At 56.5% G+C, this 15,727-nt stretch carries 13 protein-coding genes and 1 pseudogene; 10 read left to right on the top strand and 4 right to left on the bottom strand.

Annotated features, from left to right (window positions below; translation table 11 throughout):
• The first annotated feature begins 230 nt into the window (after positions 1-230).
• The 3 genes and pseudogenes from MUK72_RS18925 to MUK72_RS20355 all read left to right on the top strand — a co-directional run.
• Positions 231-1,655, top strand: a complete 1,425-nt coding sequence (locus MUK72_RS18925) for a S8 family peptidase (protein ID WP_244707197.1) — start codon at positions 231-233, stop codon at positions 1,653-1,655.
• Positions 1,656-1,957: 302 nt separating this feature from the next.
• Positions 1,958-2,347, top strand: coding sequence for a hypothetical protein (locus MUK72_RS18920; RefSeq protein WP_244707195.1), 390 nt, complete (start codon positions 1,958-1,960; stop codon positions 2,345-2,347).
• An 834-nt stretch (positions 2,348-3,181) separates the two neighbouring features.
• Positions 3,182-3,310 (top strand): annotated as a pseudogene (locus MUK72_RS20355) (IS5/IS1182 family transposase); the annotation flags it as partial.
• Positions 3,311-3,558: 248 nt separating this feature from the next.
• Here MUK72_RS20355 and MUK72_RS18915 read toward each other — a convergent pair.
• On the bottom strand, positions 3,559-4,389 hold the full coding sequence (locus MUK72_RS18915; RefSeq protein ID WP_244707193.1) for an IS5 family transposase: 831 nt from the start codon (positions 4,387-4,389) through the stop codon (positions 3,559-3,561).
• A gap of 802 nt (positions 4,390-5,191) precedes the next feature.
• Here MUK72_RS18915 and MUK72_RS18910 point away from each other — a divergent pair.
• The 3 genes from MUK72_RS18910 (at position 5,192) to MUK72_RS18900 (ending at position 8,051) form a co-directional block, all read left to right on the top strand.
• Positions 5,192-5,842, top strand: a complete 651-nt coding sequence (locus MUK72_RS18910; protein ID WP_049916087.1) for a helix-turn-helix domain-containing protein — start codon at positions 5,192-5,194, stop codon at positions 5,840-5,842.
• Positions 5,843-5,903: 61 nt separating this feature from the next.
• Positions 5,904-6,797 (top strand): ribonucleotide-diphosphate reductase subunit beta, encoded by an 894-nt coding sequence (locus MUK72_RS18905; protein ID WP_244707191.1) that lies wholly within the window; start codon positions 5,904-5,906, stop codon positions 6,795-6,797.
• Between the two features lie 126 nt (positions 6,798-6,923).
• The gene (locus MUK72_RS18900) at positions 6,924-8,051 is read left to right on the top strand and encodes a PHA/PHB synthase family protein (RefSeq protein WP_004052550.1); all 1,128 of its coding nucleotides are present in this window, start codon (positions 6,924-6,926) and stop codon (positions 8,049-8,051) included.
• Positions 8,052-8,186: 135 nt separating this feature from the next.
• Here the strand turns inward: MUK72_RS18900 and MUK72_RS18895 are convergent, their stop codons facing one another.
• Positions 8,187-9,020, bottom strand: coding sequence for a type 2 periplasmic-binding domain-containing protein (locus MUK72_RS18895; protein WP_004052552.1), 834 nt, complete (start codon positions 9,018-9,020; stop codon positions 8,187-8,189).
• Positions 9,021-9,029: 9 nt separating this feature from the next.
• Positions 9,030-9,179 carry a hypothetical protein gene (locus MUK72_RS18890; protein WP_004052553.1) on the bottom strand — a complete coding sequence of 50 codons (150 nt, stop codon included), beginning with the start codon at positions 9,177-9,179 and terminating at the stop codon, positions 9,030-9,032.
• Positions 9,180-9,318: 139 nt separating this feature from the next.
• Between MUK72_RS18890 and MUK72_RS18885 the strand changes: the two genes are divergently transcribed.
• The gene (locus MUK72_RS18885) at positions 9,319-10,287 is read left to right on the top strand and encodes an IS1595 family transposase (protein ID WP_244703527.1); all 969 of its coding nucleotides are present in this window, start codon (positions 9,319-9,321) and stop codon (positions 10,285-10,287) included.
• Between the two features lie 37 nt (positions 10,288-10,324).
• On the opposite strand, the gene MUK72_RS18880 is transcribed toward MUK72_RS18885, so the two are convergent.
• A complete protein-coding gene (locus tag MUK72_RS18880; RefSeq protein WP_004051348.1) occupies positions 10,325-11,698 on the bottom strand; it encodes an MATE family efflux transporter in 1,374 nt (457 codons plus the stop codon).
• An 880-nt stretch (positions 11,699-12,578) separates the two neighbouring features.
• On the opposite strand from MUK72_RS18880, the gene MUK72_RS18875 reads away from it, so the two are divergent.
• The 3 genes from MUK72_RS18875 (at position 12,579) to MUK72_RS18865 (ending at position 15,198) form a co-directional block, all read left to right on the top strand.
• A complete protein-coding gene (locus MUK72_RS18875; RefSeq protein ID WP_080503136.1) occupies positions 12,579-13,235 on the top strand; it encodes a hypothetical protein in 657 nt (218 codons plus the stop codon).
• A gap of 512 nt (positions 13,236-13,747) precedes the next feature.
• Positions 13,748-14,314 carry a TATA-box-binding protein gene (locus MUK72_RS18870; protein ID WP_049916014.1) on the top strand — a complete coding sequence of 189 codons (567 nt, stop codon included), beginning with the start codon at positions 13,748-13,750 and terminating at the stop codon, positions 14,312-14,314.
• Positions 14,315-14,691: 377 nt separating this feature from the next.
• Positions 14,692-15,198 carry an RDD family protein gene (locus MUK72_RS18865; protein ID WP_004051344.1) on the top strand — a complete coding sequence of 169 codons (507 nt, stop codon included), beginning with the start codon at positions 14,692-14,694 and terminating at the stop codon, positions 15,196-15,198.
• The last annotated feature ends 529 nt before the right edge of the window (positions 15,199-15,727 follow it).

Raw genomic sequence — 15,727 nt, 5'->3', positions numbered from 1 at the left:
AGTCGGTGTGTTCGGCTATTTGATGTGCAAAATCAGGATCGGTATGATCTCGACGCGCAACCCGTGGTTTGGGATTACATGGGATGCACCTCTACGGCTTCATGCTCATGTTTACTTCACGACAGAATTTCTACTAATACGCTTAGATACAACTTGAGAATCTGAAACTATAACCTCAATAAATACAAACCTAACGTTTAATAATGCTTCGACCAGTAATATGCTTTGTCATGGTACGACACAACAGGCGGTCGTTCCTTCGATTGACGGGCACAGCACTCGGTGCTGCAACGCTCGGTGCGGGCACTGCAACAGCGGCCCCCTCGGACTCGCGATTTTTCATCAACCTCCGCGATGTCGACCGGTCGGAGGTCCCAGATGACATCGAGATCATTCACGACCTCTCGCAGGCCGACGTCCTCGTTGCACGCGGCGATCAAGAGCGGGTGAACGGCACGACGGTCGCCGACCGCGTTATCGATCGAGGAGACGACCGTACTGGTGCCGTCAAATCCCGCGGTGGACCGACTACCGATGGCAAGGGATCGAGCCACAACCACGACGGTGCACCGAAAAACAGCGAATTCCAGTGGGACAAGCGCGTCCAGGGCGTCAGCAACGAACTGACTGACAAACCGGGTGGCGGCAAGTCCATTCACGACACGACGACCGGCGCGGGCACCCGCGTTGCCGTCGTCGACTCGGGCGTCTACGATGCCCACCCCGATCTCGCGGGCGTCGTCAACGACGAACTCTCCGAGAACGTTTCCGAAGACGAGTACGACTGGCGGCCCAACGGTGCGGGCAGCCACGGAACGCACGTCGCCGGTATCATTGCCGCGACCAACAGCAATGACGGTCCCGACGGCGGCGTCCTCGGGACGGCCCCGGACACTGAGATCGTCTCCTACCGAATGTTCTCGGGCGAGGAAGGGAAACAAGGCGACGGCTACGCTGGGTGGGTGAAAGCCGCCGAAGCGAACTGTGACGTCATCAACTACAGCGTCGGCTTCCCCGCACCGTTCGTCTACGTCGACCAGTATCCGTTCCTGACAGAAGAGCTCCGCATCGCCGAACAAGTCGCAGAGTACGTCCGTTCGCAGGGAACGATCATCGTCAACTCTGCGGGCAACGACTCGCTCAACATGTCGCCGGAAAACACCCTCAGCATCCCCACGGAGGCCGAGGGAGTCTTCGGTGTCGCCGCGACCGGCCCGATCGGCTGTGGCTGGGGCGGCAAGCATAGCGACAACGAGGCGAAGTGGCTCACAGGCAATCGACTGGAGGATCCCACCGATTCCCCGGCGTTCTACACCAACTACGGGAATGCCGTCGATGTGAGCGCCGCGGGCGGCGACGCGGACCTTGACGCACTCGACAAAATTCCCGAAGCGGGACAAGACCTCGTCTACTCGACTATCTACGAGACCGACGAGAACGGCAACACTGTCCCCGCCTACGGCTGGAAAGCGGGTACCTCGATGGCCGCCCCACAGGTCGCAGGTGCGGCCGCGCTCGTTCGCTCGCTCCGGCCGGACGCCAGCGTCGAGGAGGTCGAATCACTCATCCAGAAAACCGCAAGCAGCGCACCCGGTGACGAAACCTACCACGGTGCCGGTCACCTCGATCTGAAACGACTCGTCAAACGCGCCTGAAAGTAGCGGAGACGCCTCTTCATCGATAAGAGGCACTATCTCGCCTGTGAGCAACCGTTTGATTGCTGACGGGGTGGCGCTCCGGCGTGATCGGCGCGACGACACTCCTCATTCGGAGTGAAAATTAGTCGGGAAACGACTGCTCTTGCTGACAAGGCGATTCTGTATTGAATGAGGTGGGGCTACTGACAGCCTGCCAGCAACCATGTGGCTGCTGACAGGGGTTGGATATTCACCCTCATCAGCGAACATAAACAAACCACACCTAGAGGATTTAATGTCACAGCAGGCTAATGACAAGCATGGAATGGTTGGGCGTATCCGGTGGAACAATCCTCAATACTGGAGTGCTGTTCCTATTTTTCTGGATGCTTATCGGTCTGTACGTTTATCGAGAAGCGAAGAAGGAGCAGCGATCATCCCCTCGACTGCGTGGGCTCGGCTGGGGAATGCTCGGTATAATCGGTGCAGTTGATTATATCACAGACATCAAGGCCGAAGAAAAATGCCGTCTGAAATGGTTGGGGTTCTCATTGCTGCTGTTTGTCTTTTGGGCGGCGGAGCCTCTCATCAAACAGAGACCGCCCGGATGGTATGCGTGGGCGGGCTTCTACACCGGACTGCTCATTCTATACTGGCAATTCAATCTTGAGCTACTTGATGATTCAAGAATACAACCGGGCATCAGGTAGTGAATATTCTCATCTGCTGATTAGCAAGCGATGGATATTGGACATGAGATCGACGAGCGTGAGCATCTCCCCACCGCGGTGCCTCACGGCCCCCTTCGGGGAGGGAGATCTGACTCTATGAGAATTTTCAAGGATGGTATCGAGATGGAACTGTCGGTGAGAGGAGATAATTACGACAGGACTGGTGGCCGGAGAAGCGGACTGTCGTGGCGAGCACGCCGGGACGTGCGGTTTTCGGTGGTGGGTAGCACGGAACTGCTCTCACTCAACTCGGACGCCACTCCGAGGATACATCCCACCAGCTCCGCCGGCGTGCTCGCTATCACGGCCCATCGTATGTGCATCCAAAACGCACAACCGTAATACTTCCGCCCGTGGGCGGTGAGAACTGCCATTTCGATGTCGAGATACGTAAGCGACCAGAACTCCCGGGTCGAGCGTGCTGGACATTGTTTCGGTACTGCGAGGCACTCGCCGCGAGCGCCAAGGCGAGTCCGAGCGTACAACCGGGATTGGTTGCGTCAATCGGATAGGAGCGCTCCTCTGTTAGTAGATTTCGCCTCGTTACAGGCGGGGAGAAGACATTCATGTCCTGAGATATTATGGTCAGGTACAAGGATGGTTCACAATGAGCGCACTAGATCGTGTCAAAACGGTATTCACGGACGCTGATCCTGACGAATCCCATCCATACGAGTGCAAGAACTGTGGGGCGTGCTTCAGGCTTCAACCGCAAGTGTGTCCCGAGTGCGGCGGATATACTTTCGATCGAGCTGAGTGGCAGTCTTAGAGCACCCTGTAATTAGGGGGGTGCCTATTGACCCCACTTTCAGTACCTCCTACTCAACGGTCAAGCGAACGCAGGACTCCGCCCTGCGTTCGCGGTTCTGGTATCGCCAGTTCCGTGAGATCGTTCTCCTGTTCGCGCTCAACAACATCAAGAAACTCGCCCAGACGCTATGATCGTACTCTCGTACCGCATTTTCAATAGAAGGATTTTGCTGATTTGATCGCATTCTCTGAGCCAGGTGACACCATAGAAGCTCTGCGTCTGATCCCGCAATCCGAAATGAATGAAAAGCTACTATCCGGCAAAATAGCCCGGCACAAAAAGGATGAGATCGAGTTGAGCAGGTACTGAAAGTGGGATCCTACGGAGAAGATGATTAAGGAATATTTGGCTCCATTGAATCGCTATAAGGTGGTGGAATTCACGGTTTGACGAGGCGCTTGATGTTGTAGACGAGACACATCAGGACGACTTCACGGAACTCGCGGTACCATTCACGCGCTCGGACGGCGGAGCCGTACGAGCGCTTGACCGACGAGTTCGCTGTCTCGGTCATCGAACGCTGCCCGTAGAGATCGTCGTCGATTCTGGCGTTGTGAGCGTGATCGTACGGTGCGTGCACGCAGTGTTTGACCAGCGGTCGTATCCCGCGATCGCGGAGTGTTTCACGTAACCACTGACTGTCGTATCCCTTGTCGGCGGCCAGTGTCTGCAACTCGCCCGCGTACCGGCGGGCGAGTTGCGCGCATACCTCTGCATCGCTTCCGTCTCTGGTCGTCGTACAGTGAACGTCGAGGATAGCTTGAGTCTCTGTATCGACGAGTTTCGTGGTTTCGATGGTCTGCACGCGGTAATTCGTGCGGTCGCAGTAGTGTTTGCTGGCTGGAGAGCGCTCGTAGTGTGTTGCATCGACGGCGACGTGAGGGGATGGGTCGTGCAGCTGCGCCGACTGGCGCAGCAGCACGCGCCAGACGTCCATCACGATTCTATCAAGCCACTTATTCAACGTCGACGGATGAGGAAGATCATCCGCCTCAAGGTCAATAACCTCCAGAATTGGTGGCATTACTTCGAGTCGGTCGATGATCATCTCGTAGGATTCTTCGAGGAAAATCCGCAGCCCGTGGAGGGATATGATCGCGTAGTCGGCGAACCTGCCGCCGCCTTCCGGCGCGGCAGGTTCGTCAGCATCGTCGGAATAACTTTTAGCGAGCGAGACCAACTCCTCGGTGAAGCGGGTGGTAAGGTTCACTGCAAACGCTACTCACCCGCTTCATACTCTTCGATCTATCGCCCCATCACGCCGCCGTCTAGTGATTCAATGGAGCCGTCATGATGACTCCCGGTGTCACGCATCCGTAGTCTTCCGGACCTGCGTGACACCAGTGGCCACCGATTCTCCTACGATTATTATAAAAGCACCTGTGTTATGAAATTTGTTTTATACATCAGCGGGTGACTCCATGAGAATCCCGCTGAAGTCACCGGAGTGTGAAGTACATCAGGGACTCACAAAGGTCGATCTATGACATGCACATCAGAGCACGTGAGGGTGACTGACCTTTGATGCAGTCGTGTTTGATTGAGATGAAAACCGCCACACAGCTCGGCATTTGCCTCCTCAAGCAGGGGAAGTCGTGACGGCGATGGCTGTTTGGCCTCGTGATACAGAATCTCGCCGAAGTTGGCTCGAACAAAGGCAACAGAGTGATCCGTGGGGAATGTCAGCATGGCCAGAAATGAGGGTTCCTGATCAGACTGGTTAAAAGATAGATTATCTTACTCGGCTCTGCACATTTATAAGGCATCCTCAGAACGTCGTGTAGACAGCTTGAAATCCCAGAGTTTGGGTATGACCGTCCATAGCGAGGCGATCACGTGGGTGGTGATCGCCGACTATGTGACGTTTTTCCGGCCACAAACGTGGTCAACCGGGTGACGAATCGAAGAATAGATTCGTCGCTTGAGGTTCTAAATCGGTGTGATTCAACACCACTTATAAACGTTCAAAGTCGAATTATTATTGAGGAGACCGTCCCTTCTCTCGAATACCGATGGCTCTCGTTGTCGAATTCGATCTGATCTCGGACCGATTACCGCTAACAGCGGTTGCCGCTACTGCTTCGGATTCAACTCTCAGAATTGATGATATTCTTACCTCCGAGCGCAGCCGGCCGGTGATCGTTTTCTGGGCCGAAGGTGAGACATTCGATACCCTTGAAGCGGCACTCGACGATACAGCGGTGGCGACGTACAGTGTCCTCGGAACGACAGAGAATCGCCGTCTCTATCGGGTGGAATTATCCGACCAACCGCCAGCCATCTATACTGAGTTCGTTCGATTGGATACCGCCCCAATCAACGCGATGATCACGCCGACGGGATGGCGAGCACGTATCCGATTTTCCGACCGTGAGGCGCTCGCCGAGTTCCACGACGCCTGTGAGACGTACGGTATTACGTTTCAACTCGACCAGATATTCGAAGCTTCACCCGAGACCGACAACGAATATGGACTCACGCCAAAACAGCGCGAAACGCTGCTTGTAGCCCACGAAGCGGGCTATTTCTCGATTCCTCGAACCGGCTCCCTAGCAGAGATTGGCGCTGAACTCGGCGTGTCCGCACCGTCGGTCTCCGAACGGCTTCGCCGCGCGCAGGACCGACTCATTCAGCATACTGTCGCTCTCGACGAGAACCATTGATAAACACCACAACGAGTTAGGCTCAACATTCGTTCATCGACGGGACCTACTCATAGCTGTCATGGCGACCACCGACGCATCGATGCAGATCGATACTGATGCACAGACGTTCAGATACTACCGCCACGCCGTTGAGAAACACTGGGACCCCCACGACATCGACCTCGATGCCGACCGCGAGGCACTCGGCGACCTCGACGATGCGGCGTTCGAGGGATTGAAGCGCGCGCTCGCGCTGTTCGGCGCGGGTGAGGATGCCGTTGCAGAGGATCTCGCACCGCTGGCGGTCGCGCTCGATGACTTTGAAGACCAACTGTTCATCACGACCCAACTCTACGAGGAAGCCAAACACTCGGACTTCTTCGACCGCTACTGGCGCGAAGTAATCCACGCGGCGGAGGACGACCGTGGTCAGGAACACTCCTCGCCGGCTGACGAGCGGTGGTTCTCTGACGAATATGACGAGCTGTTCGAGCGCAACGAGGCCGCAATGGCCGCACTACTCGATGAGGATACCCCTGAAAATCGCGCGAAAGCGTACTCACACTACCACATGACCGTCGAGGGTATCCTCGCCCAGACCGGCTACTACGGACTCACGCGCCAGTTCGACGAGGACACCTATCCTGACATTCCCCACCTGCCGGGACTCGTCGAGGGCCTCACCTACATTCGCAGCGACGAAGGCCGCCACGTCGGCTTCGGGATGGCAAAGCTCAAAGAACTCGTCGAAACCGAGCGCATACAGCCAACCATCATCGAAGAGACCGTCGGCGACCTCCTGCCGTTGGTGCAGGCAGCGATTCCAAGCTACGAGCGCGCCGGTGACGAAGGCGTCACGCCGACAGAACTCACCGAGTACGCAACCAACAAACACGAACAGCGCATGAAACAGATCACCTCTGCGAGCGAACACATTCCCGATGTCGAGGAGCTGACTTCGCTCGCGAACTGACGCTACATGCGATGAATCGACGCCGAATCAGCACAAACAACGCGAATCACATTCAGCCAACCATTTCATACTATCCAGACACCAATGTCAACAATCACTGATTTACCGGGCGACCCAGTCGTACCGATGCGTAACCGCTCGTGCGAGATAGTGGATACACTCACAGAATCGCTCCACAAGCTCTCGGTTACAAAAGAGCGACTCGACGAAGTTTCGGCCGTTAAGGTGGGTCAGACACCGAGTGAGGTCGTCTGTACTGAGGACATGCTGGAGTTGCACCACTACGAACCACAGACGGACGAGCAAGACGACGTGCCGATTCTCGTTATCGCTGCACTTATCAACAAATCGTATATCCTCGATCTACAACCTGCTCGGAGCGTTATTCGCCATCTATTGGAAGACGGTCACGACGTGTACCTTCTCAAGTGGAACGAACCCACGCGGTATGATACGGGACTGACGTTCGGTGATTACGTCAACCGCTACATCGCCAATAGCGTCGACGAGGTGTGCAAGCGCTCAGGAGAGGAGTCGATCAATCTCCTTGGCTACTGTACGGGCGGGACGATGGCAGCGATGTACGCTGCACTCCACTCCGAGAAGGTGAACGCACTTGGGCTGATAGCCAGCCCACTCTATCTCAACGATACTGGCGGGTTGCTCGAATTGTGGAGCGATGAGACGTACTACGATCCCGAAACCGTGATCGATATATATGGAAATATGCCGTCGGAACTGCTCTACGTGATTTTTACGCTGATGGATCCTGTCGATAGCACGGTTGGCAAGTACATCCGGCTGTACGAGAATCTGGACGACGAAGAGTTCGTCAAGAACTTCCTTCGGATGGAGCGATGGTTCTCGGACGGTATCGACGTGGCAGGCAAAACCTACATCCGACTAGTGGAAGATATATATCAGGACAACAAGCTATTCACGAATGATTTCTATCTCAACGGTGAACACGTCGATATTACGGAGATCGATATGCCCGTGCTTCAGATTACCGGTGAGGATGATCATCTCATCCCTTCCAAAGCGTCACAGCCATTCAATGCCGTCATCGGCACCGACAACGTGAGCACTATCGAACACCCTACCGGACATATCGGCCTATTGTTTTCGAACAGTTCACATGAGGACGTTTGGCCGGATGTTGCTGAGTGGTTTCACACACAGTCATCCAAGCCAAGACAAAATCATCGAGGAAGATTCAGCACTGACTCTCTGCATCGAAAGCCAGCCCACTAAGAGTGGTTTCAGAACACGCTCTGAGGTCAGGCAGAAAATTCTATTTCCTATGGCGATTCAATGGAACCGATCAGACGACCAGTGCTTTCGAAGAAGACGATCAATAGTGACGCGACGAAGAGACCTCGGGAACGTTCAAACGGGCTGAGACCGTGGTGTAGCCGTCCCGCGACGATGGATGACCTCTCGAACAGTCTCAAAGTCGCCCTCGTAGGTCCCGTAGACGACCGCATCGGCGTACGATTCGATCTGATGGGTCACATCAACGAGACGGTCGACTCCGGCTTCGGACGCCGATAGCTGAAACGTGAGTGGTATGTCGAGGTCACCGAGTTCGTGAGCGAAGCCACGGGCCAGCGACTCGACCCAGTACGTCGTCTCGTAGCTGATACTACAGAGCGGGACGAGAAAGCCGTCAGCCACCGATTCGAGAGCTTGTGGGTCTATCCCGGCGCGGGCGCGGAGATTGCCGGGATACGGATCCGGGTACAGTGTGACGATAAGGTCTCCCGTGATCCGATTTTTCGCTTCCCTGACGAACCGTGTGATGGTCGCCGTCCGCCACGCGACACGGTCGTCGAACTCGCTCGTTGCGAACTGTCGCTCACAGCGCACACAGCGACAGAACCCGCCACCGGGAAAGCCGGGTGTGGTGAGTCTGACGTCCCCGTTGTCACCGACCGTCTCAATCCGGTCGAGGAGTCCAGCGCGATAGTCGGGGTCTGTCGGGCAGATCGTTCCCCAGTGGTGACCCTCCGTCTCGGGTGTCGCCCGTGTTCCCTTGGTGGTGGTTGCGGCGCGGTCTGGGTCGTCTCGAACGATCTCTGTGTTCCCCCAGCAAGCGACGGCATTGACGACGCCGTCGAGTGGAGTGCCACGTCGACCGCTCACATCGTCAGTGACGAAATGAACGAACTCCCCGACGTCCGCGCGGGCTAGCGTTGGGTCGCTCGTGAGGATTCCGTACATAGCAGTTCGTCAACGGGGGAAGGTCATAAATAGTCCACCTACTATCGTCTGGGACGGCACGTCAAGGACGTCCCAGATGTCCTCGGAGTCGATATCGGCGTTCTCGCCGAGTTCGATATCGATCTCTTCATCCAGAGTGTTGACGAGAAAGTTAAGCACCTGCTGGTGAGTTCGTTGGCTGCTTGGTCTGGCTGCATCAACCGATCAAGCAGCCCGTTCACCCAACCCACTTCGCTCTTGTGTAGTGTAGCGGAACCGAGTCACGGAGATTACGGCATCCCGCCGACAGCAGTCGTACATGACCAATGAACGCGCTGCTCTCGGCGGAATGCTTGAGCAACTCGTTGACCTCGGAGCAATAGAGTTTCGGCCGGAGCCGCTCGACGCCATCGTCGAGCGGCGACTCAAAGCCATCTGGACCACCCGTACCTGCCCGAGCTGTGACGCCGACGCCCTCCACGCCCTCGATGGTTCGGCCCGTATCTGGTGTGGCCGCTGTGACTGGAAAACCACCTACACCCGTGGCACACCCTTCTATGACTCGGAACTCGCCCCCGGCGAGTTCCTCGTCGCCTTCGTCCTGTACGCTGATTCCCTCCTCAGCATCAACCAAATCGCACCGCTGCTTGACCGCACCTACAAAACCGTCTTCGAGGCAATTAGCGACGTGGAAACCGCGTTCGCTCGCGGTTTCCCGACTGTTTGGGAACGCATCGAGCACACGATTGCTGGGCCGACACAGGTGGACGAAACTCAGCGGGTGTGCTCGGGGTTCAAAGGCCAGAACCCACCGCGGGACGGACTGTCCCGCGGCGGGTCCCCTGGACCCGGACGGGCGCGATGGACAGGAGAGCAGGGCGATGAGATGACGCTCGTCGCGGCCTGCCGCGACGTGCTCCAGGTGATCTCAGCCGAAGAGGGGTCGAAATACGACGAGAACCTCGGGCCAGTGATTGAGGAAGCAGGCGATCTCTCCCAGCCGCTGGGAGAGATCTGGACCGACGAGCTTCCCGCGTATCAGCAAATGGAACACGAGCATCGAACCGTTGTCCATGATGATGAGTACGTCTCAGAGGAAGGTATCCACACGAATCAGGTCGAATGCCTCTGGTCGTTAGTGCAACCGTGGCTGGCGAAATTCCGCGGCCTGTCCAAGCAAGGCTTGGAGCAGGCCGCTCGCACCTTCGGGCTTCTTCGCTCCCTGAATCTTGTTCAAGCACCCATCCACAGCCTTGTCGATTGCGTCGCTGTCAACGTATTCCGCTAATCTACACAAGAGCGACCCACTTTGTGAGGTACTGATATTACGCTGGGGTGTCGGGGCGGTGACGCCGGCTGACCTGTTTCCACTTGTCGGTGGCGAAGCGGTAGTAATTGAGCACCGCCGGTACCGTCGTTTCAGCGAGGAAGGCAAGATACAGGCCGTAGAGACCGAGTGAGGTCGTCGCGCCGAGGTAGGCCAGCGGGATCGCGACGCCGAAGATGCCGAGCACCTGGCTGTAGAACGGCCACTCGGTGTCGCCGCTCGCATCGAGCGTGCCGGCAGCGGACTCCGAAACACCCTTGAGAACGATTGCAACGCAGGCCGCAGAAACCAACGACACCGCGACCGAGATCATGGTCTCGGAGCCGCCGCCCGCGAAGGTGGCGACGATGGGGTCGGCGAGCACGAAGACGATACTGGCCGAGACGACGTAGACCGCGACCGCGAACCGCACGATCTCGCGGCCGTACGCCTCGGCGGTCTCCTCGTGGCCACTGCCGAGCGCCTGGCCCACGAGGCTGGAGGAGGCGAGACCGAACCCCCAGCCGGGCGTATTCATCAGCCCCCAGATCCGGCGCGCGATCACGTACGCCGCCACGACCTGCGGGCCGAACAGCGCAACGATCGCGAGCATCGGAAACTGCGCGATCGTCCAGACGAGTTTCCGACCGACCACGGGGGTTCCGATGTCGACGAGTTCGCGGACATCGCCAAGGTAACTCCCCCGCGGATCGATCTGCACCGGAAGCTCGCCGAGACCGGGCAGCCGCCCCGCGACGAGCCCGCCCGCGAAGATCCCAGTCACGAGTGCGTTCGAGAGCACAGTACCAATCGCCGCGCCGGCGACTCCGAGATCAAGCCCGAAGATCATGACGCCGTTGATGACGGCGTTTGCGATCGCACCACCCGAACGGAGAATCATCGGTGTCTTGGCGTCGTCGACGCCGAGGAACACCCGACTCCCGATAAGGTTGAGCGCCGCAAAGGGGATGCCAAACGCCACGATCCGGAGGTAGGTCGCACCGAGCGCGACCGCCTCGGTATCGTTGCTCAACAGCGCGACGAGATCGCCGCCGAAGACCCAGAAGATCGCAATGAGCGGGAGCGTGATCGCCACTACGATGACGGCGCTCGATCGCACGGCTCGATCGACCGCACCGAGGCGCTTGGCCCCGTAGCGCTGGGAGACCAGCGCGATCGTCCCGGCAGCGATCCCGCCGCCGGCGGCGAACGCGAGCCCCCAGAAGGGACTCGCAAAGCCCACACCGGCGATGCCAGCGGAGCCAACCGCGACCCCGACCATCGCGATGTCGACGGCGTTTTTCGACATCCGGGCGATGCCGGTAAGGATGCGTGGCCACGCGAGGTGGGTCGTCCGGCGTGCCCGCTCTGGTTCGATGAGATCGGCACGCACGAGCGCAAGACCGATATACAGTACGACTACTCTGAGAGGGTTTGAAAGACGGACCACTATGTACAAAGACACTACTCGATAGGGGAATATAGCCCTTTCTTTCCTGAATTACCTCATTCTATTTATCGTTACATATTCGAGAACGTTTCTGGTTCATGCTAGCAGTTACCACTGTATTGCGTCGGTCACGCAACTGCTGAAAACATGTCATAGAGGGGTTCCCACAGCAATTTGCGTGAAACCGACGGACCGACCCGTGAAAGAGTTTGATTTCGAGTTACTCGTCGGTCGACATGATCTAGACCTGATCGTTGACGTAGTAGATTCGATCTCGGTCGTCGAGCACCTCTCGGCCCACTTTCAGTGCCTGCTCAACCCATACTCATCCGTTGTGCGTCGGGTGGTTTTGTCGAGCAGTAGATCTTCACCCATGTCCGGTTTCGGAGCCGCTCATGCAGCATTTCTTTATTATTGTCAAGTTAGCTCACGACATTGGAAATTCGTCAATCTGAGCAGCCTTCAAAGAATGTTGTCGATAGAATGTCTGGAGACGCTTGTTCTACTCGTCTAGAATCCTCAACTCCAACTCTGTGCCGCATTTTTAATAGAGCAGAAAAATCAGGAGCTGTCGCGTTTGATCACGAGATATGCCGTTTTGATATTCCAATACGAAAATAGAAATCTTCATATATCGTATGTGAGAACCAATAATATGCAACGACGACGCGTCTTGGTTGGTCTCACAGCAGGGTTTTCACTCCTCGCTGGCTGTAATGGTAGTACAGGCAACAACAGTAGCGGGAACAACTCTACCCAGTCCACAAACGGATCTAACACGTCGGCAGGCGGTGAGACAACTGCAACGACAGTTGCGACCACAATGGCCGAAACCGCACAAGAGACCGCTACTCAGACTCAAACTCAAACTCAGACACAGACCCAAACAGCCACTGCAACTCCCACCCCAATGCAGACAGCTACATCCCAGCCCACAGCAGAACCCACAGCTGCCGGAACGGCAGCGATGGGGGAGGGAAGTCTTGACCTCTCGGATCGCGAGACCTACAGCAGTGATTCCTACCCGTACACGATCGAATATCCGAGCAACTGGCAAGTGGATGAAACCGACCCCACGGAGGTTTCTTTCACAGCTGCAAATATGCCAAGCAGCCTGACTGTGTTCCTCCGCGAAGGTGCGCCATCGTCAGTGACGCTCGACCAGGCGACAGAGCAGTTCTTGAGCGGTTACCAACAGTCTGCCGGAGAGAACGAGATGACGAATGAAACGCTCGATCGACGGGAAGTCACGCTTCCAAACGACAGCCGCGCGACCTTTCTCGATCTGCGACTCAGCTCGGCCGAGGCCTCCATGAACATCCGACAAAATGCGGTTCTCACGCTCGTTGGTGATACCCTCTATACCGCTGCGAGTACCATCCCAGAGATGGTGTATTCCTCGGAGGTTGGCCAGCAAGTAGAGGATATGCTGCTGTCATTGACGATCAGTGGCGGCTCTGAAAGCACCGTCACGGTGTGAACTACCCGCCCGCACTGCCACCCATAGGCTACTCGTCACGACCGATGACTTCGACCACACGAAGCGGATGTTGATCGTTGTCGACGCTTAGTCAGGTTTGCTCTCCGGTGTACTCTGGGGACACTCTTGTGACTCGGTGGAAATCCTGCTATCCCTGCGCGGAGCATGGGCACAAGAAATCGAACAGTCTTCTCTATTGAAAATAGACAATTGCGCAGGGTTTTGATGGTTTAGACAATTTCTCCCCGATATAATTCATTAAGCATCTGGTATATATAATTGGATTGATCGCGACGATCACTGCCAAATCAGACAGGAAACTCACGATTCTTTCCGACTCAAATGTGTGACGTCTCAGTTCAAATCCACGAACCCTGCCGCCGTACCCCATTTTCAATAGATCAGTCGTTACGATCTATCGAGATGAGCGCGGGAGAAAAATCGTGCGGTGTCACGTATTCGGACAGGTTTATCCCGCCGCTGTTTGAAATTTCACGGGATAAGGCGTGACACTGGAAACTGACCCGACCGACACTGTCGAGATACAGAACGTGGTCGGTGCAGGTGATCTTGAACGGGAGGTCGATTTGGCGACCTTAGCGTCTGATCTCAATGGCGCAGACTACCAGCCGTCGAACTTTTCCGGCCTCTTGTATCAGGCTCCGGACCACGAAGCGACGGTGATGGTTTTTGAGTCAGGCAAAGCCACTGTGACAGGAGCGACGAGCACTAGCGAGATGCGGACGGCCTTCGAACATTTCGTGACGATCGTGCGTGATCTCGGAGTCTCGATCGAATGCACACCCGAGATCACAGTCCAGAACATCGTCGCGACCGCTGATCTCGATGAACAGCTGAATCTGAGCCCGGTAGCGATAGGGCTGGGCTTAGAGCAAACCGAATACGAGCCCGAACAGTTTCCGGGATTGGTGTATCGTCTCGACTCGCCAACAGTAGTCGTGTTGCTCTTCGGGTCGGGGAAACTCGTCGTGGCGGGTGCGACCGAGCGCACGACTCTCGAGACGGCGGTCGCAACGGTTGCCGAACAGCTTACCGATCTCAGTCTCCTTGCCGACTAGTTGGCGTATGGACACACTTTCCAGCCGATCTGTTGGTCTCTATTACAATATCCATCAGAAAGGCTCACGAGACGTCGTGGGTGAACGACAAACCATCCGCCGTCGTCCGGACGATGGTGTGAGTGCCGAGCGACGGGGTACACGTGATACGCAAAATTCCTCGATGCATAGACCGGCCACTGAATCATTCTGCCATGGTCATCGGATAGTGTTCCCAGAGCGGACATTCTGCCGACGGAACGCCGACCGCAACGTCACACCGACCGTCGTGGTTGAGTACGCCCGCTGTCTAACTCGTGAGTGGACCAGCGTGTTGCTGGCGGTTCCTCTTAAACCCAAGTACATAGATTTAAGTCCCATATTGTAGATGGAATGGTATGGAAGGATATCCGACCCGACCGACACGGGACGACACGAGTGTTATCGGTGCCAGAATCGGAGCCCAGATCGTCGACAGTATCGCCGTGGCCCTCATCATCGGCGTCATCGCCGGTGTGATCGGGGCGATCGGTGGTGCGATCGGTGGCGATGCAGGGAGCGTGATCGGCGGGATTGGACTCTTGCTCGGAGTCGTCGCCGGCTTCATCTACTTCTTCCTGCTGGAGGGGTTGTGGGACGGCTACACCGTCGGCAAGAAACTGTTCGGCATCAAAGTCGTCGAGGAAGACGGCGGGCAATGCTCACTGAGTTCCGCATTCGTTCGGAATCTTCTCGAGATAATCGACGGCCTGTTTTACTACCTCATCGGGTTCATCGCGATGGCCGCTTCCGACAAGAGACAGCGGATCGGTGACCGTCTCGCCGGGACGATGGTCGTCCGGGAGACACCCGCCGACACCGATCAACCGGCAGACACCACAGCGGACCAAGCAACAATGCTGTAGTCCGCCGTGTTGTCCACGATCACCTCGCCTATAGTTGTGGGATTTCTACGCCTGCACTGCATCACGCCGGTTTGGACGCATGTCAATCGACCGCAAACCATTTACCATCACGGTCTTTCAACTGAGACGCGGTTGTTGTCCCGGAGTCAGACAGCAAGCGTGGGGAATGGTCGTCATGTCTCTCCGTGCGCTCGTGTCCCCACGTTTTCTGATACGCCCAAGCTCAGCTCCCCGTCAGATCCCCCCGCCCGAAGATAACTCTCTGTCGCCGAATCTGAATCTTCAATGGACGGCCAGAACTCTTTTTGAGACGATGTCTGTGGATTGAACCCCCGGTACACCCGCTTCATCATACCGGGGGAACGTGGAGATGGGTGTCGTGTTCGATCTTCATCCTCACGTTTCTGACGATCCTACTCTACACGCCCTACAGGCACGAGAGGATGTCAAATCTTATGAGAGTGTAGCCAAAGCACGATGGAATCCTCCGACCAAGAGCCACAACTTTAATTGGTGCTTCATCTGTCTG

The sequence above is a fragment of the Halococcus dombrowskii genome (genome assembly GCF_022870485.1).
Taxonomy (GTDB): Archaea; Halobacteriota; Halobacteria; order Halobacteriales; family Halococcaceae; genus Halococcus; species Halococcus morrhuae.
The sequence above is the reverse complement of the archived record's forward strand: the minus strand, read 5'-3'. Positions and strand labels throughout refer to the sequence as shown.